The following is a 26,992-nucleotide window of genomic DNA, read 5'->3' as shown; positions in this document are numbered from 1 at the left end:
CTTTGAATCCGCTTCAGTTAACTTTTACCTGTGTGTAGCGATTTTTAGGAACATTCAACTGCAAGTTACTTCTTAACGTACTCCCTTCGTATTCTGTACGATACAGGCCTCTTTCTTGCAGTATCGGTACAACATGTTCAACAAAGTCATCTAAACCATGCGGAACGCTGGAGTGAATAATAAAGCCGTCAGCTCCTTTTTCTTCGAACCACTGTTCCATCAAATTAGCGATATGCTCTGGCGTCCCAATAAATTGTGTTTTAGGTGTAGCAATTCGCAGCGCTGCTTCTCGCAGTGTCCACTTATATTTTTTGGCGTTTTCTTTAATTTTTTCGGTTGTACTGCGGAAACTATTACTTCCTATATCTCCTAAGTCAGGAAATGCATCATCTAATGGAAACTGTGAAAAATCAAAATGATCGAAAAAGCGTCCTAAGTAGTTTAGCGCATGTTCAATTGTCACCAATTGAGAAAGTTCTTCATATTTTCTTTCGGCTTCTTCGTTTGTACTACCAATTATAGGACCAATTCCCGGAAAAATTAAAAGTTCGTTTTCATTGCGTCCTTGCGCTGCAGCTCTCAATTTTACATCTTGGTAAAAAGCTTTTGCTTCTTCTAAATTGTCTTGTCCCGTAAACACTGCGTCAGCCGTTTTTGCTGCTAAATCTTTTCCGCTTTCAGAAGATCCTGCTTGAAACACTACGGGCTGCCCCTGAGCTGAGCGCCCAATGTTTAACGGACCTTCTACAGAGAAAAATTCGCCTTTATGATGCAATCGGTGCAGCTTTTTCTCCTCAAAAAATTGTCCGGTTTCTTTATTTCGAATAAATGCATCATCTTCCCAAGAATCCCATAATCCCTTTGTTACTTCTAGAAACTCTTCAGCTATTCTATAGCGTTTGTCATGAGTCGGGTGCTCTTTTCCATAGTTAAGCGCAGATCCTTCTAATGGAGATGTTACAACATTCCATCCCGCTCGGCCGCTGCTAATATGATCAAGTGAAGCGAATTGTCTAGCCACCGTAAACGGCTCGCTATACGAAGTTGATAGAGTGCCGACTAAACCAATATGAGAAGTGACAGAAGCAAGTGCTGATAGAATAGTAAGAGGTTCAAAACGATTCAAAAAATGCGGAAGCGATTTTTCATTGATATATAACCCATCGGCAATGAACACTAAATCAAATTTTCCTTCTTCCGCTTTTTGAGCCTGCTGCTTGTAAAAACCTAAATTAACGCTGGCATCTGACAAAATTTCAGGGTGTCTCCACGCCCCCATATTTCCTCCGACTCCATGAATAATAGCCCCTAGCTTTAATTGTCTTTGATGTGTCATATTACCATTCTCCTTTTTCATACCCATTCATAAATTCTCGTAATTGATTGGTTAAACCACCTGCTCCAAAGCGAAGGACTCCTTCTTTTTCTGTCTTTCTTCCATTTCCTTCTTGTGCAAATTGTAAAAAAGCGATCACGTGAACTCTTCTAGGATGAATATTTTCAATTCCTTCGTCATAAAACCATTGATCAATTGTATTGTAAATCCCTTTATTGACTCTGAATTGACTGTGGCACCAATTAAAAAACTGGAGATCAGGCAGATTTAAATATCTCGCTTGCCCTAGCTTGGAAGCTGTAGCTTCACTAGATACATAGCCCATATGTTGAAATCTTTGCTTTGCTTGTAGCGTATCAGCTTTAATTTGATGCTTTAAAAACTCAATAGAAGGGAATTTTTTCTCTCCTCGCACCCGAAAGATCACGTCGCATTGAACTGTCTCTCCATAAATAACGTCGTTAAAATCCAGAATATGAACCTCAAATGTTTTAGATAATTTCGATCCAAATGTCGGCTTAACCCCTACATTCATAACTCCTAAATGTTCAAGTCCCCGCAGATGAACGAGGACACCATACACGCCATTTTTTAATTCCTCATGCTGAGTATCTATATTAGCTGTTGGAAACCCTAAGTGTCTTCCTTGCTGCCTTCCAGGTACAACCTGCCCTTTTATAATAAGTTTTTTGCTTGTTTTAGCTTTTAATGCTCCTCTATTCACTACGTTCACCCTTCTTCCCTTAAGTCTAGTAAAAATTAAAAGGTTCTTTGCACAATGTCACACATTGTGCAAAGAACCTCTAGTGATCTAGTCGGTTTGTTTAATTTGATGATTCCATCATATACTTATTATTCCTATGAGTCAAGTTGGTTTTTAATTAAAATATTAGATTGTTTTTTCATAAATATAAGAGTAAGGAGAATGCGTTGGGTTAATACGCTTGAAAAATTGCTTTGTTCGATCTTCTTTTGGGTTTAAAAATATGTCTTCAGGATGACCTTGTTCGACAATCTTTCCTCCGTCCATAAATACCACGTGATTAGAAACTTCACGGGCAAAACTCATTTCGTGCGTAACAATGATCATTGTAATTCCTTCTTCAGCAATTTTACGAATAACAGACAGTACTTCACCCACCAGTTCAGGGTCCAAAGCAGACGTCGGCTCATCAAATAAAATGACTTCAGGATTTAAAGCAAGCGCTCTAGCAATGCCCACTCGCTGCTGTTGACCTCCTGATAACTGACTTGGATAAGCATTTGCTTTTTCAGCAAGCCCAACTTTTTCAAGGACGTCTAAACTGCGTTGTTTCGCTTCTTCCTTTGGCAGCTTTTGAACAATAACTAGCCCCTCCATAATATTTTCAATAACGGTTTTGTGTTTGAACAAATTGTATTGCTGAAAAACCATCGTTGTTTTTTGTCGAAGAGTTAAAATGTCTTTGCGGTTTGGCTTTTGGCACTGAACTGTAAATTGATTAATCGAAACTTCTCCTTCATCTGCTTTTTCTAAGAAATTAATGCAGCGTAAAAACGTAGTCTTTCCAGAACCACTCGGTCCTAAAATGGTCACAACGTCGCCTTTTTTAACAATTAAATCAATACCGTCCAATACTGTATTATCACCAAATGTTTTTTTTATATTTGTTAGTGCAATCATACAACCCCTCCTCGATTATAAACAGTTAATTTTCGTTCAAGCAGCGCTGTTATCCCTTCTATTAACATCGTCAGCATCCAATAAATAAGAGCAGTAGCAATATAGGCTTCTAAAAACTTGAGATTATTCGAAGCTACGATATTAGCAGCACCGTTTAGCTCTTTTTGCGATACGATGAATGCGATAGAAGACGTATGCAAAAAGCCGATGAAAATATTACATAAATTCGGTAAAGACAAAGCAAACGCCTGTGGAAAAACAATTCGTTTCATTGATTGAAAACGATTCATCCCAATGGCATACGCAGCCTCAATTTGTCCTTTTTCTACAGCTAACAAACCGGAGCGAATAATCTCTGACATATAAGCTCCCGCTGTAAAAGACAAAGCGATTAATACAAATACGACAATAGGAATGCTGTTTGCATTGAAGCCCCATCCATAGTAACTCGATAGTTTATTAATAAATAGCGGGAACCCTAGGTAAATAACCATAATATGAAGAATAGCAGGCGTTCCTCGGAAAAATGATACGTATACGTTGGCAATTGGCGTTATTATTTTCACTGAATTGATTCTCACAGCCGCAACAGCAATACCAATAAGCAACCCGTCTAGTAACGGACCGATGGTAATAAGGAGCGTTAAAGGTAATGCCTTTAAAATTTCTACAAACGCTGTCCATATAAACGGTACATCAATAATCATGTTTACACCTCTTTTAGTAAGCTCGTTTTATACATGAACAGGCTGATCATGTTTTTGCAGCTTCTGTTCTGATTTCACAAAAAATTTCTCTAATATAATCGCCACCAAATAATAAATAATGGCAAGTGCGATATATACCTCCACTGCATGAGCCGTTGCGGCGATAATGGTACCTCCTCTTCCCATCATATCCATCACACCAATGGTAAAGGCTAAAGACGTATCTTTTAAGGACCCAATCACAAGATTTCCAAAGTTAGGAAAGGCTACAACGAGAGCTTGCGGCAGCACAATTCGAGTGAACGTTTGTTTTCCGCTCATTCCTATACTATAAGCTGCTTCAGTTTGCCCTTTATCTACACTATTAATGGCACCGCGCATCATTTCAGAAAAAGACGCCGCTGTGCTCAGTGAATACGTGATAATAACAAATACAAGCGGGGCCATTCTTGAAACGTCAATATGAATCAATTGTAAAAGAGCAGGTATCCCGTAAAAAACTAAAAATAATTGAATTAAAATAGGGGTTCCCCTCATAAAAGAAATATAAACTGCTGCTATTTGACTTAACACCGGTACTTTATAAATACGAGGCAGGGCAATAAACAATCCCAAGGTACTGCCAATCACAAGTGAAGCAATCAAAATCCAAATTGTAATATGCAAATAAGATAATAATTGAGGAATAGAGGTGAAAATCAGCTCTATATCAAATGCTTTTCCCATCTTTTTCTCTCCTTTGTTTCCCTCTACAGGTAGCGAAAGGACCCAAGTTCAAGGCTTGGGTCACAGTAAGTGCTTTAGTTATTTCCAGCTGCTTTTGTATAGTCTTCTCCCAGCCATTTTTTACTTAATTTTGTCAATGTTCCGTCTTCTTTTATTTCTTTTAGCACTTTATCCACATCTTTTTGTAAACCTGTTTCATTTTTGCGAAGCATAAAATATACTTTTGAATTTGAAATAGCAGGCCCTACAACTTTTTGCTCTGCGTCCGCTTGTTTATTGACAAAGTCAACTGCAAACGGCGTACTAATCGTGGCATCCGCACGCCCTGTTTTCAGCTGCGTTTTTGTATCATCAGATCCTTGGCCTGAATAGACGATATTAATTTTATTTCCATGTTCTTTGTTATACTTATCGATTAAGTTAGCAGAATTACTCGTTGCTCCTACAATTACCTTTTTACCGCTCAAATCTTTAATTGATTTAATAGACGTATTTTTTTCGTTTACAACTACATGTAGCGGAAAGATATTATAAGGTTCTTTATTAAACAGGAACTTTTGTTTTCTCTCTTCATTCACTTCCATCTGATGGGCTACTAAATCAATTTTGTTCGATTCTAAGCTCAAAAGTAAATTAGAAAAATCCATTGTCTTAAATTCGAACTTATAGTTTGGAAGACGTTTGTCTATTTCTTTAACAAGTTCTACGTCATACCCTGTTAGATTTCCTTTATCGTCCAGAAAGCAAATGTTCGGAAATTGCGTACCTGTTCCTACAATAATTTTTTGTACTTTGTCTTTACTTGCGTTAGCCGCTGTTTCTTTATTTTGTGTTCCGCAAGCGGCTAGTAATAAAAGAAGTGATAAAAAGATAGCTGTCAGCTGTAGTTTTTTCATGTGTTTTGTCCCTCACTATGTCTCAAAATAATTTATTGTTTTAATGAATTAATAAAATAGATGTTCCAGCTATTTAACGATTGATGAATAGTCTTCAATCAATTTTTCTATTTGTTCATAATCTTTTTCAATTACTCCTTTAAACTGCCCCTCGTCTCCAATTTCAACCACCGGTACATGGCGAATACCGTATCTAATTTCAAGTAAATCCCGCAAATAATCTTTTCCTTCTACATCGATACTTTCATATTGATATCCTTTCTCATGAAAATATGCTTTTAGTTCCTCGCAATGATGACAACCTTTTCGATTCCATAATAAAATCTTTGCTGACATGGTTTTTCCTCTTTTCTTTTAAATTATTAATTAGCTTTTTGCAACTCCTTGTGCTTTTCTAACTCGTATCTTTCAGGATGTAAGATTTTTCTTAAGAATACACCTTTTCCTTCTTCTCCTTGATCGACTTCAAAAAAACGTTCATACCCTTTCCTTTCATACATAGGAATCAACCACGGATGTCGATCAGAAGTAGCCAATGTAACGGCAGGTTCCCCCAATTGATCCCGAATAATTGTTTCTTCAACCCATGTTAAGAGTTTAGAACCTACTCCTTTCTTTTTAACCAAAGGATCTACCGCAAACCACCATAAGAAAGGCCAGTTCTTTATTTCTTTATACGTTCTTGCTGTAATCGTAGCTACGATTTTTTTATCACTTTCCAGCACGTAGCAACGGCTGTTTTGAATGTTTTCTTTTACAAGTTCAATCGTTGCCGTTGCGGCTGGAAACTTAATTCCTAGCTCTCGAATCGGCTCGTATGCTCGAAGTGTTAAATTCAACAGTTCTTCAGCATCTTCTACGGTTGCTAATCGAAATAATTCACTCATTTTCTTCACCTCATTTTATATATGTTTGAAAAGATAGATCGGCTTTATAAATCAGCTCATCCACAGCTTCCTTTAAACGACTTTTGGCATTCGCATTGTTAATGCCTGTAAAAGAGACGTATTCATGCAACAGAAAAAGACTGCTGAGCCAATAAGGCCTTCCTAAAAAAGACGCTAAAAGTTTTAAATCATACTTAGCTTTTAGTAAAGAATTTACATTTTCACCAATAAGAATTGGCAGAAGTATTTTTTCATGCAATAAATCTTCTGGCAATATTTTTGTTAGCCGTTCAAAAGACTGTACGTATGTTTCATTTACTCCAGATAACAGAACGACAATACTTTTAGCTTGGTTCACTTTTGAAATAAATACCTTTACTTCTTTCTGAGCTTCCTCCGTTAAAGCGTGTACATCATGATACAAAATAGCTTCTGCGTGCACTCCTTTTGAGGTTAAGCAAGCTTCTAGCTCATCTTTTACTGAAGCTATTTGTTGATAATTATGAGAGCTTCCGTTATATAAAATACATACATCGCTCACTTTCTTCCCCTCCTTTTTATAGCAAAAAGGCTCCTGGAGTTTACTCAGGAGCCTTTGGTAGACCAATCAGCTTTAACTGTTTGTTTGATAAAACTGGAGAATGAAGTGAAGTGTCTTTGAAACATACTCACTTAATTCTTATTTATCTAAGTTGTTTTATCGGCTTTTCTATTTGATGATTCAACTATATAGCCTCAAAATGGCAAAGTCAACTTATTTTTTTAAAAATATTTTTCTTTTAAAAAACTCTTTTCATTCGGAAAATCCTTTGCTAAAATAAATCCCAATTATTCTTACCTTTTTTATCAACTTTAAGGAGTGTTTTCAGTGAAATTAAGTATTTTAGATCAAAGCCCACGTTATGAGGGTGAGCGTGCTGAAGATGCATTTCAGCATACCATTCAATTAGCTCAGCTAGCAGAAGAACTCGGTTACCATCGCTTTTGGGTAGCCGAGCATCACGACTCTGAACATGTTGTAGGATCATCACCTGAAGTGTTAATTTCTCACCTGCTCGCTAAAACGCATCATATCCGTATCGGCTCAGGTGGTGTTATGCTTCAGCACTACAGCCCTTATAAAGTAGCAGAAAATTTTAATGTTTTAGCCTCATTATCTCCAAATCGCATCGATCTTGGAATCGGTAGAGCACCAGGAGGACTACCTCATTCTACTCAAGCCTTGCAACAAAACTCTCAGCCCACTAAGTCCTTAACAGACAAACTGATAGAACTTAAACAATACCTAAACGATACGCTGCCGGAAGAGCACCCTCTTTACGGTTTAAAAGCCTATCCAAGGCCCGAAAAATCAGCAGATATGTTTTTACTGGGAGCAAGTGCTTCAAGCGCAGAGCTTGCGGGTTCATTAAACCTTCCTTATGTATTTGCTCAATTCATTAATGGTGATCAAAAAGTGCTGAAAGAAGCGATTTCTGTCTATAATCAGCACGTTTCATCTCGCGCACGCTCGCTTGTCGTTGCCCTTTCTGTCATCGTAGCGGATACCGTAGAAGAAGCAAAAGCATTAGCATCCAGCACAAAAATATTTAAAGTATACTTACAAAATGGGAAGTCCGCTACATTAGGCTCCAAAGAAAAAGCGGAAGAATTTGGTCAGCAGTCCAAAGAAAGCTATCGAATTGAAGAAAAAGAAGCAAACGTTATATACGGTACAAAAGAAACCATTCGTCAAAAGCTTCAAGCTTTGAAACAGGAATTTTCTATTGATGAATTTATCATACTTACCGCTATTCAAAATTTCGAACAAAAAAAGCAATCTTATACGCTCTTAAAAGAAGCATTCAATGAAGGAGATGTGCAGAAAATTAATCAAACTCTAGCTGCTTACTAATCCAGAAGCTGAGATAAAAAACGAACTAATAATCAAAATTATCGATTATTAGTTCGTTTTTTCATTGTTTTATCTACTTCCGGGGAGTTCAAACAAAGTATACGCATACCTCTCATTTTTTCAAAAAATCATTAAATTGAATCAAACGTTTTTTTATAGTACCATATGAAGATATGAGTCTAGTAGAAGAAGGGAATTTAAAAATATGGCTTACAAAATGATTGTTTTAGATTTGGATGATACACTATTATGCGATGATCACACTATTTCTCCGCGCACAAAAGAAGCATTAATGAAGGCGCAAGAATCGGGAGTGAAAGTTGTACTTGCTTCTGGACGACCAACTTACGGAATGGTTCACATTGCGAAAGAGCTCGAATTAGAAAAGTACGGAAGCTTTATTTTATCGTTTAATGGGGCAAAAATCATTAATTGCCTAACAAATGAAGAGCTATTTAGCAGTACATTGTCTCCGAGAACTGTTGCACGTCTCGACGATATTAGCCGCGAAGAAGGCGTTTTAATTCATACGTACGTGGGAGATGAAATTATAACCGAAGTAGAAAATAAATTTACAGATATTGAAAGTGACATTACAGGTCTGCCGATCCGTGTTGTTACATCTTTTACTGATGCCGTTACAGAACCTGTTGTAAAAGTACTCATGCTTGCAGAACCGGAAATGCTGGTTCACGTTGAAAAGAAACTTCAAAAGCAGCTTCAAGGAGAGCTAAGTGTAATGCGCTCTAAACCATACTTCCTTGAATTTACAGAAGAAGGCGTCACAAAAGGGACAAGTCTCCACTTATTAATTCAACAGCTTGGCATTACACGCGATGAAGTGATTGCCATTGGCGACAGTTATAATGATCTTGCCATGATTGAATTTGCAGGACTTGGCGTAGCAATGGGAAATGCTCCTGAAGATATTAAAGAAAAAGCCAACCATGTAACAGATACAAACATGAACGACGGTGTGGCAAAAGTTGTGGAAGAATTTATCTTAAGACCTGTTAGCGTTTCATAAGACAAAAAAAGCAGCTCGTACGAACCGAGCTGCTTTTTTGTTTTGATTTTATACTCCTAAAAGTTTCATAAGAAGCGTAGCTAAAATAACAGTGGAAGCGCCTCCGAGTCTTGTTGCTACTTGAGCAAATGGCATAAGTGACATACGGTTGGAAGCTGATAAAATCGCTACGTCTCCCGTACCTCCTAAACCACTGTGACAACCTGTTACAATTGCAGCATCCACTGGATGCATTTTCATCATTTTACCTACAAAATAACCCGTTGCTACCATAGCAATAACAACTGCTGCACATACGACCACATAACCTGGTGTAACAATTTTCACTACATCTTCAAGAGGAATATACAAAATCCCTAGCCCCACCATTAACGGCCATGTTAAGCTCGTAGAAATGAATTTGTACATATGGTAAGCACCTTGCTCCATCTTAGCAGGCATTACTTGTAAACATTTGACTAGCGTTGCCGCTACGATCATTAAAACTGGACCTGGAATTCCTAAAAACTTATGTGCTAAGCCTCCGAAAATAAAGAAACTACATGCAATTAAAAGACCTGCGCCCATTAACGAAAAATCTACTGGTTTCTTGATATTTGTATCTTCTGAGATGCCATCTCCGCCTTTTGTCTTCACAAGAACTCCATTACCTGTTAATTCTGGCTTTTTCTCTCCTAGACGTTTCATTAAGCCAGCACATACGATAGCAACGATGTTTCCGATAACAGCAGCTGGAATCATTTGCGACACAAAAGATTCTGCTGAACTACCTAAAATTTGAGAATAAGCAAGTGAAAGCGGTAAAATACCTTCACCAATCCCTCCTCCAATAATTGGTACAACAATATAGAAAAATGTATGTTTTGCTCCGTAGCCAAATAACATCCCAACAGCTACGCCTGCAGCTACAGCGGCTAACGTACCTAATACAAGCGGTACGAACATACGTGTAAAGCCTTGAATTAAAACTTTACGGTTCATACCAAGAATACTTCCGGCTACTAAACAAGAAATATAAAGGTATAAAAAGTTTGATGTTTTCATCAAAGTTGTTACCGCTTCCATAGATGCGGGATTTAAAACATTATAAAAAACTAATACGGAAGGTACAAGCAGTGATAAAATAGCTGGTCCGCCAATATCTTTTAAAATCGGAATTTTTAATCCTAAATCACCAAGCAGCATTCCCATTACCATAATAATCGCAAATCCGCCAATCATATCTGGAGGAAGCTCGTTGTAAACGGCCGCGCCATATACAATTAATGCAAGTAAAACGTATAGCGGCAGAGGAATAACTCCTACTTTAATATTGTTGATTCGGTTCCAAAAACCCTTATTTTCAGGCTGTGAATCTTGAGTAAACGTTTCCAATTTACGTGCTGTATTCATCTCATAACCCCCTGTGGTTCTAATATAGAGAATCATACACAAATTTCAAAAAACTATATACGTTATGTAACTTAAGAATTCTTTTTGTAACTAAAAAAAGCACAGCTTCTTTTTTCAGAAGCTGTGCTTTTTCTATCTAAAAATTAAGCATTTACTGTTTCTAAAGCTTTAATTTCTTTGTATGTTGGTTCCCACATTGCTGCTTTTACTGCCGCTTTAACATCTGTTGGAACTTCTTTTGCAACGCCATCTTTAATTGCTGCGTTAGCAACCGCTAAAGCAACGTTATAGGATACTTCACGTAATTCTTCTACGCGTGGTAGTAATGAAGCACCCGGCTTGCTGCTGTCTACCATTTGAGCTACAGCATGTGCACATGCTGCAAACATGCTGTCTGTAATAACTTCTGCTTTTACCACGATTGATCCAAGACCAAGACCAGGGAAAACAAAAGCATTATTAGATTGACCAATTTCATATTCCACACCATCATAGTTAACTGGTTCAAACGGACTTCCAGTCGCTACAAGCGCTTTTCCTTCTGTCCAATTTAATAGGTTTTCAGGAGTAGCTTCCGCAAGCGGAGTTGGATTTGACATTGGTAAAATAGCTGGGCGTTCTACATGCTTCGCCATTTCTTTTACGATTTCTTCTGAGAATGCGCCTGCTACACCAGACGTACCAATTAAGATTGTTGGTTTAACTTGTCTGACAACTTCTAAAAGAGAAATTTTGTCTTCTTCACGGTTCCAGCCCTTCACTTCTTCTGCTTTTCGTGCATAAGGCGTTTGGAAACCTAATAAGTCGTCCATGTCATCTGTTAAAAGGCCTCGGAAATCAACTGCCCAGAAGTTTTTGTATGCTTCTTCTTCTGTAATACCGTCTAATACCATTGCGTCACGAACTTGATCTGCAATACCGATACCTGCTGTACCCGGTCCAAAGATTAAAACGCGGTGGTCACGAAGTGGCATTTTAGACACTTGAACTGCTGAGAAAATAGCGGCAAGCGTTACAGCACCTGTTCCTTGGATATCATCGTTAAACGTTAGAATTTCTTTTCCGTACTTGTTAATAATGTTACGAGCATTTACATTACCGAAATCTTCCCAGTGTAACAGTGCATTAGGGAATATTTCAAGAGATTTTGAAATGAATTGATCTACGAAATGATCATAGCGCTCACCGCGGATACGTTCATGACGGTTTCCGATATATAAAGGATCATTTAATAATTTTTCGTTGTTTGTTCCTACATCAAGAACAACTGGAAGTACTCTGCTTGGATCGATTCCTGCTGCAGCTGTGTATACGGCTAATTTACCGATAGCAATGTTAATACCGCCAACGCCCCAGTCACCAATTCCTAAAATACTTTCTGAATCTGTAATAACCATTAAATCAATGTCTTCACTATTTGCATCGATATTTTTAAGAGCTTCTTCAATGCCTTCTACATTATCGATTGACAAGTATACGCCACCCGGACGGCGATATTCGTGGCTGTATTCTTGGATTGCTTGTCCAACTGTTGGTGTATAAACAACTGGAAGCATTTCTTTTAAGTGATCTTGCAATAAACGATAGAATAATACAGCATTACGGTTCTGTAAATCGTTTAAATACACATTCTTACCAAGATTATCTGCCTGAGCTAAAAATTGCTCATATGCACGTTTTGCCTGCTCATCTAAAGTTAAAGTCATTGGAGGAAGTAAACCTTCTAATCCTAACGTTTTACGCTCTTCTTTTGTAAAAGCTACTCCTTTGTTTAACATTGGAGCTCCTAAAATTTCTTTCCCACGTAAAGTCGTTTCAATTGTTTCATTATCTGCAAAAAATACGTTGCGCATACGACTATCTTCCTTTCTGTAGACTTGTATGACAAGCATACAAGTTGGTTAGATTTAAGTAATTAATACCTTATATGAATATTACTCATATTCTTCAAATGTCCGTTAACTTTTTATGAATAGCTTGCTAATTCATTCGACAATAGTATATTTTATGCCTATCTATTTCTGCTGTCAACTATTTTAGTAGAGCAATTTTTTACCTAAAAAGAGGTATAAATTTCTGAATTTAATATCTTTTATAAATTTTCTTTTTATATAGGTACTAAGAACCCTCTTTATTCTATTCATCTCTTTTTAAAAGTCAAAATAATCCTTTAATATGGAAAAAATGTTTAATTATAAAAAATTTATTTTGAAATAATTTTAGTTTACCTATAAAGAATATTTTTTATTTTTTTGTCTATGCTGATTAGTGAATTACTATGAATATTTTTTCCTTTCTATCTATACATATTAACTACATAGTTCTTTTTTATAATAATGGAGGTTATTGTATGTTAAAACCAGATACGGCTATTATTTTTGGATTTCTTATCGAAGAAGCGGCCAGTCGATTAGACGATCAAGAGATTAAAGAAATTGCGGCTAAAGAGCTAGAAAATGGAGAATTGGTGTTTGAAGAAGCGAGTTATTTTTATAAACGCTTTTTTATCCCTGCTTCCTCTGAATTAAGACAAGCTCTTCGCCTAGAGGTCTTATCGCTTCATTTAACATTAAATCAAATCAAAAATGCTCATGGCAACGGATCTATGTCTAAAATTGCTCATATGCATCAAATTATTGCAGAAACTGAAAAATCAACAAACGAACTTAACAGACTTTTAAATCTTGCGTTCTATGAGGGTGAGGACGATCAGACCTACGCCTCCTTCATGAATATTTTTTCAAATAAATCATAAAAAAACCGTCCTTAAGGACGGTTTTTCTTATTGAACACCTTTCATTAAACGCTGAATTTTTGGCGAAATCATTAGCACAATTACACCTAAAATGACCGACACTCCGCCCAATGCAGCAAAATAAACAACTTGCGAAATGTTTTCATAGTATTGAACAAGCTGAGCATTGATTGCCTGCGCCGCTGCGCTTGTTAGGAACCATAAACTCATCGTCTGAGCAGAAAACGCTGCAGGTGCTAGTTTTGTTGTAGTTGATAGCCCTACTGGTGATAAACAAAGCTCTCCAACTACAACTAAGAAGAAGCTTAGCACTAGCCATAGGGGGCTCGCTAACGTTTCATTTCCATGAATGCTAGCTGGGATAACCATGACAAGGAAAGAAAGCCCTGCAAATAAAAGTCCTAACGAAAACTTCTTTGGTGTAGAAGGCTGTCTGTTTCCTAATTTTACCCAAACCGCTGCAAAAACTGGCGCAAATATAATAATGAATAGCGGATTTAACGATTGGAACCAGCCAACTGGAATTTTAAAACCACCATACGTTAGCTGCGTATGATCTTTTGCATATGTTGCTAAAATTGTTGATCCCTGCTCTTGAATCGCCCAGAACATTACTCCAGAGATAAAAAGAGGAATGTACGCTAATACGCGTGAACGCTCATCAGCTGTTGTCTTGGGGCTCTTATACATAACAACAAAGTAAATAATAGGAATAACAATCGCTAAAATACTTACAAATAAAATAACGCCTTCAACAGTTAAAATGCCCGCTAAAGAAGTCAGTACAATAAAGATTGCCAGTACAACTACAGCAAGTGCAATGGTACCAAAAACTTTTTTGCGTTCTTCTGGTTTTAAAGGATTTGGAACTTGTCTGCCTGCACGACCTAGATTTTTGCCTCGTGTAGCCATAAATACGATTAGACCTAAAAGCATTCCTACTGCCGCGATTCCAAAACCTAAGTGGTAGTTATACTTTTCACCTACTGTTGAAACAACTAGCGGCGCGATAAATGCTCCAGCATTTACACCCATATAGAAGATACTAAATCCAGCATCTCGACGGTTATCAGTAGGGCTATACATATCGCCCACAACGCTTGAAACGTTTGGTTTTAATAAACCTGTTCCGATGATAATTAAGAACATTGAAATAAACAGCGCGGTTACACCTGCTGGCAACGCAAGGACTAAATGTCCCAACATAATAAATATACCACCATAAAACACCGTATTAGACGTACCTAAAATGCGGTCTGCAATCCAACCACCAATAATTCCAGACATATAAACAAGGGAACCATAAATAGAAAAGATCGCTAAAGCGGTTCCTTGTTCCATTCCTAATCCACCGTTTGCAATTGTATCGTACATGTACAATACAAGTAGCGCACGCATTCCATAGTATGAAAAACGCTCCCAGAATTCTGTAAAGAACAAGGTAAATAACCCTTTAGGATGTCCGAAGAATCCTTTTTGAGGAACTGTTTCATACACTTTTTCTCTCTCTACCGACATATTCCTTAACCTCTCTTTCAACCGTAAACCACCATAGACAAAACTGTCAAAAAATTATGATGATATAAAAAAATAGAAACAAGAAAATTTTATTCTTATAAAATGATTCTGTCAATATCAGAATTTTACAATGAGTGCATAAAATACGGTTTTTCATTATAAAATTGTACCTATAAAAAGCTTTAAATCAAGATTTCTTTTCTTGAAATATCTTTTTGAAATTTTTTTTATACAAAACCCTTGATTACAAAGCATCTGATTATCTACTTTTCATACAACCAGATAATATTTTTCTTTTTGGAAATTTTTTCTCTATATTAAAAAAGAAACTTTATTATTTTTTCATTATGCTTCCCTCAATCGAAAATATACTTTTTCAGAATAATAAAAACCTCTTTAAAAATATCTGTTTTGTTATAGTAGATACTTATTTTCCCCCTATGTATTACCTTTAATATAAGTCATCCTCATTTTTTTATGTAAAAAAAGAGATAAAAGGTTTATTTTTTATCTCTTTTTTCACCGTACCTACAATTTTACGTATTCACCGTTTACCATTTGTCCTTTGTGAAGAGGAAACACACCTTCTTCTTTATTGTATACAATCGTTCCTCTATTAATGGTAGTTAAAATAACGCTATTAAATACCGTTCCTTCATATATACTGTGCTTATGTTTGAAAACCATTCCTTCTTTTGTCACTTTTTCAGTTTGATCCAGATCAACGATAACCAAATCCGCATCGGATCCCAGCAGGATGCTTCCTTTTTTAGGGTATAAACCGAATCGTTTAGCTGGATTCGTTGATACAAGCTTTGAAATGTGAGAAAGAGAAATCCCTCTAGTGATGGCTCCCTCACTAATCATTGCTTGCAAAGAGTACTGACCGCCTGATATTCCACCCCAAACTTTAAATAAATCATTCTGATGAGCTGTTTTCAACTCAATTGGACAAGGAGAATGATCCGAAGAAATCATATCTATTTCCTCTGATTGAATACAAGCCCATAATTTTTCTTTTTGACTCCTGCTGCGAAGAGGAGGTGCACACTTAGCCGTTACCCCAATTTCTTCAAAGTCTTCCTCTGTAAAAAGTAAATAATGCGGACAAGTTTCCAGCGTAACGTTCCTTCCATTCTTCTTTGCTTCCGTAATAAGCTGCACTGCTTCATAGCTGCTAATGTGTACGAAATGAAGCGGACATCCCGTTTCTTCACCGTACTCAAGCGCTTGCTTTACTGCGTTTACTTCTGCTACAACCGGTCGCGTTTCTAAATAATCTTTAATAGCAGTTTGCTTTTGCTTCTGTTTAGCCTGTTCAAGCTTTTGTATTAAGTCATTTCTTTCAGCATGCAGGGCAAGCACTTTATTTAGTTTTGCAATCTTTTTCATTCCTTCGTATAATGTGAGGTCATCTGAGAAATCAAATTCAGAACCGGCTTCTGACATAAATGCTTTAAAACCTATTACACCCGAATGAGCCATTTTGGCTAATTCTTCTTTATTACCAGGAACCAACCCTCCCCATAGACCATAATCTACTACTGACTTTTGATCAGCCAGCTTTTTCTTTTCCCACAGCGCTGCTTCTGTTACTGTAGGAGGAACGCCGTTTAAAGGCATATCAAAATATGTAGTGCAGCCTCCTGCGGCCATAGATGCTGAACCGTAATCAAACCCTTCCCAATGGTCTCGGCTCGGTTCATCAAAATGCACGTGAATATCAATCATTCCAGGCAGAACATATTTGCCTTTAGCATTTACGTATTTTTTTGCTGGTATGCTAACACCTTGCGCTATTTCTACAATCTTTCCTTTTTTAATCCCTATATCCGCCTTTACTATTTCGTCTTCTAATACGACCGAACCATCCCGAATAATTAAATCGTACATGTTATCAAACTCCCCTTTATTTAACTACTCCATCTTCTTATTAAACGAAGCAGTCTGCTATTGTTCTATCATGCACTGTTTCCTTCAAAAAGTCTTTCTCCTTGTAAAGAAACCTGACATATAGACTAGATACTACGCTAGTAAATATAACTGAATTATCTGATTTTTACACTCGCCATTTTGTCTAAACTTTTCTTTTTCATTTGGTCACTTTCACTAACTAAAAAGAGATTGAGACATAACCAAATCAACAGCTAGAAGCAACTATATACATGAAATCTACGTTCACCCTAAACATAAAAAAACCAAACAAGTTTGATTCCTCATCAGGAATCAAACTCGTTCGGATCTTCCTTCAGCTAATTTTGTCACAGCCTCTTTTAACTCTTTTTCACTTTTTGTGACATTGGCAACCTTACTGTAAATGTACTTCCTTTTTCTTGTTCACTTTCTACGTCAATTTTCCCTTTATGTGTTTCTACGATCCATTTAGCGATTGCTAGGCCTAGTCCATGACCTCCCATTTGGCGGGAACGCGATTTGTCAGCACGATAAAAGCGGTCAAAAATCCGATCCTTTTCATCTGGATGGATCCCAACGCCCGTATCACGTACTTTTAATATACATTCACTCCCATGCTGAGTTACTTGAATGTTTACACTTCCATGAGGAGTCGTATATTTAATCGCATTATCTAACAAAATGTAAATCAGCTGAGTTAGACGCTCTTGATCTCCAGTTACCACTAATTTTTTTGGCGTATCCAGTTGCAAATCAATATGTTTAGAAACAGCTAGGGTTTCAACGGATTCCATTACCTTTTGCACCGCGTCTGTAATATCAAAGGGCATCATTGCTTTTTCTACTTTATTAGAGTCTGAGCGTGCAAGCGTAAGCAAATCACTGACGAGACTCGTCATGCGCTTCACTTCAGCTTTCATATTATTGATTAATTTTTTAGAAAAAGGATCTTCTGTTACTTCCTCCTGCATTTCTAAAGCGTTGATAGAAGAAAGCATAACGCTAAGCGGCGTTCTTAACTCATGGGATGCATCCGCCACAAACTCTTTTTGCTTTTGGAAAGCTGTTTCAATTGGGACCATAGCCCGTTTTGACATTAAGCGGCTGATATAAATGGCTACTCCTACAAACAGTACGGTAAGGCTTAACATAATAATAAGGAGCCACTTTAACAGCTGATAAAGAAATGAAACGTCTTTTCCAATATAAAGCATCCCTAAAAATTGACCTTTATAAAAAATAGGTTCACCCGCCATCATCAAATCAATATCTATTTTGCCTTCCCCGTTTTGCCCTTTTACTCCTTCAATGTGTTCAAAACTAGGACGGGGGGCTTTTATTCGTTCTTTTCTCACTTCATTTTCAATAGGGATCCACCCATCAATTAAATCTAATAAGTTAGAGCGAAGCCGCTCACTCGCTTCGTTTCCCATAATAAGATCCCCTTCAGGACTGATGACATAATAAAAAAACTGATCTTCACCGGCTACGACAATGTTTTTGTACTCTTCTTTTGACTGCTGATTCGAGCTGTTTATCGCTTGTTTAATTAAGATGCTTTGGACAATTCGAGACTCTTGCTTTAGCATACTATTTAAGTTTTGCTGCTGACTGTTGGATACAACCACATACACCAATGCATAAACAATAAACACGAATAATAGCAGAAACAGCATCAGTAATGCGCTATATCGGAATGTTAAACGATTTTGCGTCTGGCTGAATAAATCTTGCTTTACTTTTTGTTTTACTTTCTGTTTAGCTCTTGTAAGGAGTTTAGCTTTCAATTTTGTAGCCCACTCCGCGAATGCTTTGAATAAGATCCTGTTTGTTGAATTTCTCTAGTTTTTTCCGCAAAAGTTTAACCGTCGCATCAATCGTTTTAATGGAAACATCTGATTCATATCCCCATACCCGGTCTAAAATAATATCTCGAGAAAGAACTTGTCCTTTGTTTTTCACTAAAAAATCTAGCAGTTGAAATTCACGAGGACTTAATTGAATAAACTCCTCGTCACACTGCACGGTTTGACTTGCTCTTTTTAATATCATGCTGGCAATCTCTACTTCTTCTTCTAAAATTGGTGCATAATTACGACGAGACAAAGCGCGAAGCCTTGCAAGCAGCTCGTCAATTTCAAATGGCTTAATAACGTAATCATCCGCTCCCGCATCTAAGCCTTGTATACGATCTTGAACCGCATCTTTTGCTGTTAACATAAGAATAGCTCCCGCGTATCCTTCTTTTCTTAGACGTTTACATACATCAATTCCGTCTCCGTTTGGCATCATCCAATCAAGAATTAACACATCATAATGCGCTTCAGATGCATAATCATATGCATCATTCCCTTCCGTCACCCATTCGACGTTATAGCCTCCTTTTTTCTTTAGCATATAACTAACTAATTCACCTAGCTGCAAATCATCTTCTGCTAGCAATACGTTCATTCCGCGTAACTCCTTCCTTCATCCGATACATGTCGCTGCATCCTTTTGTTTACTTTATTATACAAAAAGAATCAGCAGAAACAAGCTGCCTCTACTGATCTCTTCTTATTTTACTTTTTCCTATCTGTATTTAGTAAGGGAGCAAACTTCCGTCTACTAGTTTGCATCTTTTGTACTCTTTATGAATGCCTAACGATTTGATTTGAATATGAAGGATTTGATCCATTAACAGTTTCTGTCACCTTTACAACACGCCGGCATATTTCAGCTCGTACACCTCTGTGCTTCAATTGTTCGACGATTTTTTCTAATTTACTATAAGACGCTGTTTGTTTCATATCCATCCCCTCATTTCGTTAAGGTATTATTTATGAATCAAGTTTGTTTGTAATATCATACTTTTTCTTTAGCTTTTGTAACCATGTTGGATACTCTGTTTGATATTTTTGATCAAGCAGCGTTTGCTTGATTTTTGCTTTGCTATTTTCATATGTTGCTTTTTGCGCTTCTTTTTTGCCTGTTACTTTAATAATGTGATAACCGTATTCTGTTTTAACAGGATCACTTACTTCATTTACCTTCATTGAAAATGCTTTGTTGGCAAAAGCTTCGACCATATCGCCTTTTTTGAAGTATCCAAGGTTTCCGCCATCTGATTTAGAAGCTGTATCTGTTGAATATTCTTTTGCTAGCTTAGCAAAATCTTCTCCTTTATCAAGCTTTGCCTTTACTTCTTTTGCTGTTTTTTCGTCTGCTACTAAGATGTGGCTAGCTTTCACCTGTGCTTCTGTAGCTAGTGAATCTTTATTTTGATTAAAGTACGATTTCATTTCACTATCTTTAATACTAATAGTCGACTCGACCATTTTTTTCGCTTCAATATTCGTCTTTAAATCTTTTTTCAGCTCTGACAATTTTACACCGCTAGATGCTAATGCTTGATTTAGTGCATCTTCTCCCCCATACTGACTTTTAAGGTTTTCTAATTCAGCATTAATTTCTTTATCGGTTACTTTAATATTTTGTTTAGCTGCTTCTTTTGAAATGACTTTTTGTTCAATTAGTGAATCAAGGACGCTTGATCCTCCTTGAGCAAGAAGAGCATCGTACAGCTGATCTTTTGTGATTTTTTCATCACCAACGGTAGCAACCACCTTTGATTTATTCATTGCTGCGGCACCAATAGCTACTGCAGCAATAATCACAACGGCTGCAATAATCATAATTATTTTGTTTTTAGACATCGTTAAACTCCTTTTCCATTTCTCATTACTTACCTAAACTTAAACTTTTGCGCCTTGGTAACGGTTTAAGCTCAATTAAAGGTCTTGCAATAGTAGATACGTATTTACTCGACAACAACCACGCCACTCCGCAAGCTCCAATTAGAAGAATACTGTATCCTTGTACACTTTCTATCCAATCTCCAAAAGAAGATAGGCGGATATATTTAATCAGAAACCCATGTAGCAGATATACATAAAAGGTTTGAGCACCTCGAGATGTAAAAGACATCGTTTGTGTAGGGATCAAAGCTAGAAAGGAAATCGTCATTGCTAAGCTGATGCTATAAAATAGCATACGAAGGGTCATTCCCTCTAATTGATTTACACCTAAAGAGGCATAAGATTTTGAACCAAATAACCACTCTTTCTCAAAGTCCGGTGCTATATACTGGATCCATAGAGCAATAATCAGCAAAGTGCCTCCAGCTACTTTTTTGCAAGAAACAGACGTCAACTTTTTAAAATGTTCTTTTTTCATATAAAATCCTGCTAAGAAGAAGGGAAAGAACACAAAGGTTCTAGAAAGGCTTAACGTTGTTTCCAGCGGTTCACATAAGCCAATCATAATCCCTAAAACTGCCGCAACGGCTAATGGATATTTGATTTTTGTAAAAATGAACAACATGGCGTTCCAACAAAATAAACTCAATAAAAACCATAGCGACCAAGCCGGCTGAAACACTGAAACTTCGAATGTGGATTCATCATACAGTTTATAGTCGTATACCGCATAGATAAGCTGAAAAATAATATAAGGAAGTAATACTTTCTTCGCCGCCTTCCACATATATCCTTTTTTTCGGTATCCCTTTGCAAAATAGCCGCTTATTAAAATAAACGCTGGCATATGAAAGGTGTAAATAAATATGTAGAGCGTTCGTAGCCACTGTTTATCATTGATGAAGGGAGTTAACAAATGGCCAAACACTACTAATACAATTAAGATAAATTTTACGTTATCAAAATACGCATCCCGCTTAGCCATTTGATCTCCTCCTTTCTTTCGCGTTCTACGGATCTGTACGACGTGCTGCTGCGAACATCTTTTCTTTACATTCCTTACTATACATAGTGAAAATGAAAAAACAGTGAAAACCTTGCTTTTTTCTATTTTTAAATAAGGTGCGGCTAAATAAGTTTGACAAATGGCGCCTCTTTCTCTACTATATAGATACGCACCCTATCCAATTCAATTTCGCTTGTTGCGGGACACTTAACCAGTACGGATGGATAGGGTGTTTTTGTATGCAAAAAAAGCAGAAGACCTAGGTCTTCTGCTTTTTATTTTGCTATAGGCTGACTTTCGTTTTTTCTGTTTCCTTTTTTATTTTTCAAATAATAAAACAAGTAACAAAAAAGGACAAACGGAATACCGCAGTATAATGCGATACGCTGACTCTCATCAAAAGCCAGTCCTACACAAGCGGCAAAGCATAAAACAAACGCTAAAATAGGAACAATAGGATATAAAGGAGCTTTGTAAACAAGCTTCGATACATCATTTCCTTCTTTAATATAGCGTCTTCTGAACATAAAGTGAGAAGCCGCAATAGCCATCCATACAGCTACAACCGCAAATCCAGAAATAGAAACTAATACTAAGTAAACAGTTGTTGGTGCAACTACGCTTGACAGCAAGGACAGACATGCCACTCCCATGCTGATAAGTAACGAATTAAATGGAACTCCTTTAGACGTTACTTTCCCTAACCAAGTGCTGACCATTTTTTGATCAGATAATGACCATAGCATTCTCGAACATGCGTATAATCCTGCATTAGCGTTTGATAATAAAGCTGTTAAAATAACCAAGTTCATGATATCTGCTGCGTAAGGAATACCTATTTGATCGAATACCGTTACAAAAGGACTTTCTAACACTCCTGCTTGTTTCCATGAAATCAATCCAGATAGTACAAACATGGCGCCAATAAAAAAGAAGAACGTACGCCAAATGATATTTTTAATTGCGCGAGGTATATTCTTTTCCGGATCCTCTGTTTCTCCTGCTGTAATACCAATTAATTCTGTTCCCGAAAAAGCAAAGCTAACGGAAACCATCGTAATTAATACAGGCATAAGTCCATTTGGAAATAAACCGCCCTCCCCTGTAAAATGAGAAAGCATCGGCGCTTTTTCATGACCGCTAAGAGGAATGAATCCAAACATCGCTGCTGCACCCAAAATAATAAATACAATAATCGTTAATACTTTAATACTTGAAAACCAAAATTCTGTTTCGCCGAAAAAACGTACAGATGTTGCATTTAAACCAAATAATAAAAGGGCAAACAGCGCGCTCCATATCCAAACCGAAACGTCAGGAAACCATCTTTGCATAAGCAATCCAGACGCTGTAAACTCCGAACCGACAGATACCACCCAAGTCAGCCAGTAGAGCCAGCCAACCGCAAAACCAGTTCCCGGCCCGATAAACTTTGTAGCGTATACTTGAAATGATCCTGACACAGGCATTGCTACGCTTAGTTCCCCTAGACATATCATGACTAAATACATAATTAATCCACCGATTAAATAAGCAAGGAGTGTTCCCCCAGGACCTGCTGCACTAATTGTGTAGCCTGAATTAAGAAACAACCCCGTACCGATCACACCACCAAGGGAAATCATAAATAAATGACGGCTTTTCATTTTTCTTTGTAACTGATTCATAGATGTTGTATTCTCTCCCATTATGTACCTCCTTTTTATAGTAAACCCATCAAAAAACTTGGTTTATTTACATATTCTCTACAGTCTCTTCTCTGCAGGAGTAGGCTCTATTTATTCGATATGTACGAATTTTGTATATTGTATACAATATACACTTCTTAAATCTTTTTACGATTATATCATTTTTCAGATTTTTTACAACAATGAATAGTAAAAAATATTTCAATAATTCTATTTTTTATATCCTAACTAAGATTAATTGAAGTGATATGATATGATTATTTTTACACCTGTACGTTCTTTCACGCTATTTTTATACTTTTTCATCACCATGACATGAAGAGAAAGAACGGCTGATGCGATATTTATTTTAGGGGGGAAACAATGAACAAGGGGCCTATGATTTATCATTCATTAAAAGATCATGTATATAACTACATAGCAAGTCAAATTCAAGACGGTACACTGCTGCCTAACGACAAAATAAATGAAGCCAGTATTTGTTCTCAGCTGAATGTCAGCCGAACGCCTGTGAGAGAAGCGCTTATTAAACTGGCTTCAGACAATCTATTAGAATACAGACCGCGCAGAGGGTTTACTGTAAAGGAAATTGACACACCAAAAAAACTAGAAGTATTTGAAATCGTCGGTGCTTTAGATGGTCTTGCAGCTGCGCTGTCGATTGATCACTTAACGGAAGAAGATTTTACGAAGATGGATGAGCTTATTAAAAAAATCGATGTTTCGATTGAATTAGAAAATTATCAGGATTATCAAAAATATCAAACGTATTTTCATCGAGTCTATTTGAACCGATGCGGTAATGTGACCTTAAAAAAACAGCTTATATCTTTACAAGACGGATTCATCAGACAAACGTACTTTAGCAATGACAATAAAGAGCTATACGCCATTTTACATGTGATGAATGAACATCACCGCCATATTCTGAAACTTCTGAAGCAGAAAAAAAAGGCGGATGTTCAGCTTTACCTTCAAAATGTCCACTGGAACATCGAATATCCAGAAATGATTTGATCAAAGAGCTCGAGACATAACTAAATCAATTCAATCAACAGCTAGAAGCAACGAAATATATGAAACCTACGTTTATCATACCAATAAAAAAAATCCGAACGAAGTTGATTCTTCATTAAGAATCTCAATTCATTGTTCGGATTTTTCTTTAACTAAAATACTTTTGTCCCAGCCTCTTTTATTTTGCTATAGCAGAACGCTGTTTTTCTTCTTTTACGTACCAAATGAATTTCCCTGTATATCCGTAAATAATCGCCAAAATAATAGAGACAAAACTGAGCCACATAAACGGCAGATAAGCGAATGTAGAAATTCCAAGCGTTGTAGCTAGAAATACACCGTTATCCGTCCATGGAACCATTCCAGAAGTTAAGGTTCCTCCTACTTCTGAGTTACGGGCAAGCACCAGACGCTGTATTCTTAACTTATCATAACTTTTCTCCATAATTTTCGGTGTTAAAATTAATGAAACATACATCGCACAACCAAATATATTCCCTAATAACCCAACGAAAATAGTAGAAGCCGTAACGTTTCCTGAATTGACAAGAATTTTTTCAAATTTAGATAGCAGGACTTCTAAGACGCCGAGCTCATCTAATAACCCGCCAAATCCTAGTCCAAAAATAATGACAATAATAGAACCGACCATGCTTAAAATTCCGCCACGATTTAAAAGCTCACTTAAAAATGTGTTGTCGGTATTAATTTTAAACCCTTCATAAGCCGTATTAAATGCGCTAGCCACATCCATATGTTGAAAGACAACTGCCCATATAATTCCTAATAATGAACCAATTGCAATTGCTGGAAGAGAAGGTTTCTTTAATGCTAAAAGGACAATGACAGCCAAAGCCGGAATCAGCATCCACCCGCTGATATGGAATGTATCCAACAGCGAAGATTTTAATTCTTCTACCCGTCCAGCATCAAAATCTTTTCCCCCATACATAAATCCTGTTACCGTAAATAATACTGCCGTAATGAGGTAAGCAGGAATATCCAACACTAACATTGCTTTTACGTGATCAATAACATTCACTCGAGCCATTGACGCAGATAAAATGGTACTGTCAGAAAGAGGAGAAAGCTTGTCTCCAAAATAAGCTCCTGAGATCACGGCTCCAGCTACTAAAGGAAGCGGCATACCTAGGCCTTGTCCGATTCCCATCATCGCGATTCCGGCCGTACCAACCGTTCCCCAAGATGTTCCTGTTGAAATCGAGGTAATAGAGCAAATGATAAGTGTAGCAAGTAAAAAGAATGTTGGATTAATAAACTCTAATCCAAAATAAATAAGAGAAGGAACAACTCCTCCGGCAATCCATGTTCCAATTAACGTACCGACGGCTAATAAAATTAAAATAGCTTCTAAGCCGTTTGATATTCCTCTTGTAATGGCCCCTTGCAGGTGATTATACGTATACCCAAGTCGTACTCCTAGCGCCATAACAATAAACCATGAAATAAATAAAGCGAGCTGAATAGGTAAATCAAAAACAGTTGCAAATGAAATAACAACAGCTAAAAATAAAGCAAGCACAATCATTATTTCCCACATAGATGGTAAACGGGTTGTGTTCAAACTAGCTCCTCCTAAACTGGTATGTAGATTCTGGAATGTGGTATCGTTTAAGAGCAAAACGTCCTTATTTTTTAATTGTTCCTCTTACTGCTCCAACGTATGTATTTCTATGAGTGCTTAAACAATAAACTGCATCTTTTTAAGAACATAAAATAAGGATACTCGCATAAACAATAAGCCATTTTTCTTTTATCCAGTGGTCATAATACCATAAGAGTGTGCTTTCTTACAAGACTCGTTATAAAGCGCTTTCTGTTTGTTTATACATTTTAATATATAAATATATTTTCATTTATTTTATTCAACGAAAAGAGGAAAGTAACATGAAAGAATATGCAACGTTTGCGGGAGGGTGCTTTTGGTGCATGGTCGCTCCTTTTGATCATCTTACAGGAATCCTCAGTATCCGCTCGGGCTACGCTAGAGATGAACAAATCAGTTCTGAAGCTTCTGCTCTTGTAAAAAAAGAAAACGAGTACGTAGAGGCCGTGCAAATTGTATGGGATTCTTCTCACATTACGTTTGAAGAGCTGCTTAACCTGTATTGGCAGCAAATTGACCCTACGGATTCCGCCGGACAGTTTTCAGACCGCGGACCGTCGTATCGAGCCATTATTTTTTATCATAACGAAAAGCAAAAAGAAGCGGCTCTCGATTCTAAAAGAAAGCTCGTCCAAAGTGGACGTTTTAAGAACCCTATCGTCACATCTATTTTACCTTTTTCTTCTTTTTACGAAGCAGAAGAGCAGCAGCAGGATTATTATCGAAAAAACGCATTTCACTATAAATTATACAAAGAAGGCTCGGGTCGAACTGATTTTTTGACACAGCATTGGCCAAAGGACCGCTCCTATCTAAAAAAGGTCCTAACGCCCATGCAATATTTTGTTACGCAGGAAAACGGAACCGAACCTCCTTTTACGAATTTATATTGGAATAACAAAAAACAAGGAATTTACGTTGACCTTCTAACGGGAGAAGCACTGTTCAAAACATCAGATCAGCTTCCTTCTCATACAGGCTGGCCCATTTTTAAGCGCCCTATCTTATACGGAAACATAAAAAGAGTGCCGGCGCAGCATTCAACAGCGCTAAAAAGCAAAGAAGGAAATAACTATCTGGGTCTACTTTTAACAGAAGAAAACAGCGAATACTATCAAGTAAATTCCGCGGCTTTGCGCTTCATTCCAAAAGAGAAGCTTAAAGAAGAAGGGTATGAAGACTTTTTAATTTTGTTTTGATAC

At 37.1% G+C, this 26,992-nt stretch carries 25 protein-coding genes; 5 read left to right on the top strand and 20 right to left on the bottom strand.

From position 1 onward, the window contains the following. Positions 1-13: 13 nt before the first annotated feature. The 9 genes from AC0C45_RS19705 to AC0C45_RS19665 all read right to left on the bottom strand — a co-directional run bounded on the left by AC0C45_RS19705 (position 14) and on the right by AC0C45_RS19665 (position 6,756). Positions 14-1,336: an LLM class flavin-dependent oxidoreductase gene (locus AC0C45_RS19705; protein WP_047933432.1), complete on the bottom strand. Its 1,323-nt coding sequence runs from the start codon at positions 1,334-1,336 to the stop codon at positions 14-16. 1 nt (position 1,337) lies between these two features. Beyond that, a complete protein-coding gene (locus tag AC0C45_RS19700; protein WP_034668676.1) occupies positions 1,338-2,060 on the bottom strand; it encodes a riboflavin kinase in 723 nt (240 codons plus the stop codon). 165 nt (positions 2,061-2,225) lie between these two features. Then, positions 2,226-2,999 (bottom strand): amino acid ABC transporter ATP-binding protein, encoded by a 774-nt coding sequence (locus AC0C45_RS19695; RefSeq protein WP_016763883.1) that lies wholly within the window; start codon positions 2,997-2,999, stop codon positions 2,226-2,228. After that, positions 2,996-3,706, bottom strand: a complete 711-nt coding sequence (locus AC0C45_RS19690; protein WP_472928594.1) for an amino acid ABC transporter permease — start codon at positions 3,704-3,706, stop codon at positions 2,996-2,998. The genes AC0C45_RS19695 and AC0C45_RS19690 overlap by 4 nt, the downstream gene beginning before the upstream one ends. Positions 3,707-3,733: 27 nt before the next feature. Continuing rightward, a complete protein-coding gene (locus AC0C45_RS19685; RefSeq protein ID WP_472928592.1) occupies positions 3,734-4,432 on the bottom strand; it encodes an amino acid ABC transporter permease in 699 nt (232 codons plus the stop codon). A 74-nt stretch (positions 4,433-4,506) separates the two neighbouring features. Further along, complete coding sequence (locus AC0C45_RS19680) at positions 4,507-5,328, bottom strand: amino acid ABC transporter substrate-binding protein (protein ID WP_034652647.1); 822 nt, start codon at positions 5,326-5,328, stop codon at positions 4,507-4,509. A 69-nt stretch (positions 5,329-5,397) separates the two neighbouring features. Beyond that, positions 5,398-5,664, bottom strand: coding sequence for a glutaredoxin family protein (locus AC0C45_RS19675; RefSeq protein WP_034652649.1), 267 nt, complete (start codon positions 5,662-5,664; stop codon positions 5,398-5,400). Between the two features lie 26 nt (positions 5,665-5,690). Further along, complete coding sequence (locus AC0C45_RS19670) at positions 5,691-6,215, bottom strand: GNAT family N-acetyltransferase (protein ID WP_472928590.1); 525 nt, start codon at positions 6,213-6,215, stop codon at positions 5,691-5,693. Between the two features lie 10 nt (positions 6,216-6,225). Next, entirely contained in the window at positions 6,226-6,756 is a 531-nt protein-coding gene (locus AC0C45_RS19665; protein WP_047933431.1) for a hypothetical protein, read from the bottom strand. Between the two features lie 327 nt (positions 6,757-7,083). On the opposite strand from AC0C45_RS19665, the gene AC0C45_RS19660 reads away from it, so the two are divergent. Beyond that, positions 7,084-8,109: an LLM class flavin-dependent oxidoreductase gene (locus AC0C45_RS19660; RefSeq protein ID WP_257063671.1), complete on the top strand. Its 1,026-nt coding sequence runs from the start codon at positions 7,084-7,086 to the stop codon at positions 8,107-8,109. A gap of 205 nt (positions 8,110-8,314) precedes the next feature. Next, positions 8,315-9,136, top strand: coding sequence for a Cof-type HAD-IIB family hydrolase (locus AC0C45_RS19655; protein WP_016763877.1), 822 nt, complete (start codon positions 8,315-8,317; stop codon positions 9,134-9,136). 48 nt (positions 9,137-9,184) lie between these two features. Here AC0C45_RS19655 and AC0C45_RS19650 read toward each other — a convergent pair whose 3' ends face one another. Together AC0C45_RS19650 and AC0C45_RS19645 are read right to left on the bottom strand one after the other, a co-directional pair. After that, positions 9,185-10,528 carry a 2-hydroxycarboxylate transporter family protein gene (locus AC0C45_RS19650; RefSeq protein WP_013082898.1) on the bottom strand — a complete coding sequence of 448 codons (1,344 nt, stop codon included), beginning with the start codon at positions 10,526-10,528 and terminating at the stop codon, positions 9,185-9,187. Positions 10,529-10,671: 143 nt separating this feature from the next. After that, positions 10,672-12,381, bottom strand: a complete 1,710-nt coding sequence (locus tag AC0C45_RS19645) for an NAD-dependent malic enzyme (protein WP_013082897.1) — start codon at positions 12,379-12,381, stop codon at positions 10,672-10,674. A gap of 497 nt (positions 12,382-12,878) precedes the next feature. Here AC0C45_RS19645 and AC0C45_RS19640 point away from each other — a divergent pair, with 497 nt between their 5' ends. Continuing rightward, entirely contained in the window at positions 12,879-13,283 is a 405-nt protein-coding gene (locus tag AC0C45_RS19640; RefSeq protein WP_237893917.1) for a hypothetical protein, read from the top strand. Positions 13,284-13,310: 27 nt separating this feature from the next. Here AC0C45_RS19640 and AC0C45_RS19635 read toward each other — a convergent pair whose 3' ends face one another. The 8 genes from AC0C45_RS19635 to AC0C45_RS19600 form a co-directional block, all read right to left on the bottom strand. Further along, positions 13,311-14,801: a peptide MFS transporter gene (locus AC0C45_RS19635; RefSeq protein ID WP_016763874.1), complete on the bottom strand. Its 1,491-nt coding sequence runs from the start codon at positions 14,799-14,801 to the stop codon at positions 13,311-13,313. Positions 14,802-15,329: 528 nt separating this feature from the next. After that, a complete protein-coding gene (locus tag AC0C45_RS19630) occupies positions 15,330-16,694 on the bottom strand; it encodes an allantoinase (protein ID WP_047933208.1) in 1,365 nt (454 codons plus the stop codon). Positions 16,695-17,074: 380 nt separating this feature from the next. Next, a complete protein-coding gene (locus AC0C45_RS19625) occupies positions 17,075-18,502 on the bottom strand; it encodes a sensor histidine kinase (protein WP_047933206.1) in 1,428 nt (475 codons plus the stop codon). Then, positions 18,492-19,166, bottom strand: a complete 675-nt coding sequence (locus tag AC0C45_RS19620; protein ID WP_047933204.1) for a response regulator transcription factor — start codon at positions 19,164-19,166, stop codon at positions 18,492-18,494. Before AC0C45_RS19620 ends, AC0C45_RS19625 begins: the two co-directional genes overlap by 11 nt. 179 nt (positions 19,167-19,345) lie before the next feature. Further along, positions 19,346-19,504: a hypothetical protein gene (locus AC0C45_RS19615; RefSeq protein WP_014460408.1), complete on the bottom strand. Its 159-nt coding sequence runs from the start codon at positions 19,502-19,504 to the stop codon at positions 19,346-19,348. A gap of 30 nt (positions 19,505-19,534) precedes the next feature. After that, the gene (locus AC0C45_RS19610; protein ID WP_047933201.1) at positions 19,535-20,410 is read right to left on the bottom strand and encodes a peptidylprolyl isomerase; all 876 of its coding nucleotides are present in this window, start codon (positions 20,408-20,410) and stop codon (positions 19,535-19,537) included. Between the two features lie 25 nt (positions 20,411-20,435). After that, entirely contained in the window at positions 20,436-21,437 is a 1,002-nt protein-coding gene (locus AC0C45_RS19605) for an acyltransferase family protein (RefSeq protein ID WP_047933199.1), read from the bottom strand. Between the two features lie 296 nt (positions 21,438-21,733). Further along, entirely contained in the window at positions 21,734-23,146 is a 1,413-nt protein-coding gene (locus AC0C45_RS19600; RefSeq protein WP_128820788.1) for an amino acid permease, read from the bottom strand. Between the two features lie 363 nt (positions 23,147-23,509). Here AC0C45_RS19600 and AC0C45_RS19595 point away from each other — a divergent pair, with 363 nt between their 5' ends. After that, the gene (locus tag AC0C45_RS19595; protein ID WP_016763868.1) at positions 23,510-24,163 is read left to right on the top strand and encodes a GntR family transcriptional regulator; all 654 of its coding nucleotides are present in this window, start codon (positions 23,510-23,512) and stop codon (positions 24,161-24,163) included. A gap of 178 nt (positions 24,164-24,341) precedes the next feature. Here AC0C45_RS19595 and nhaC read toward each other — a convergent pair whose 3' ends face one another. Further along, entirely contained in the window at positions 24,342-25,748 is a 1,407-nt protein-coding gene (gene nhaC / locus AC0C45_RS19590; protein ID WP_016763867.1) for a Na+/H+ antiporter NhaC, read from the bottom strand. Between the two features lie 323 nt (positions 25,749-26,071). Between nhaC and msrA the strand changes: the two genes are divergently transcribed. Beyond that, positions 26,072-26,989 (top strand): peptide-methionine (S)-S-oxide reductase MsrA, encoded by a 918-nt coding sequence (gene msrA, locus AC0C45_RS19585; RefSeq protein ID WP_016763866.1) that lies wholly within the window; start codon positions 26,072-26,074, stop codon positions 26,987-26,989. The last annotated feature ends 3 nt before the right edge of the window (positions 26,990-26,992 follow it).

The sequence above is a fragment of the Priestia sp. VA7 genome (assembly GCF_055710015.1).
Note: the sequence above shows the minus strand (reverse complement) of the source record. Positions and strands in the feature narration are given on the sequence as shown.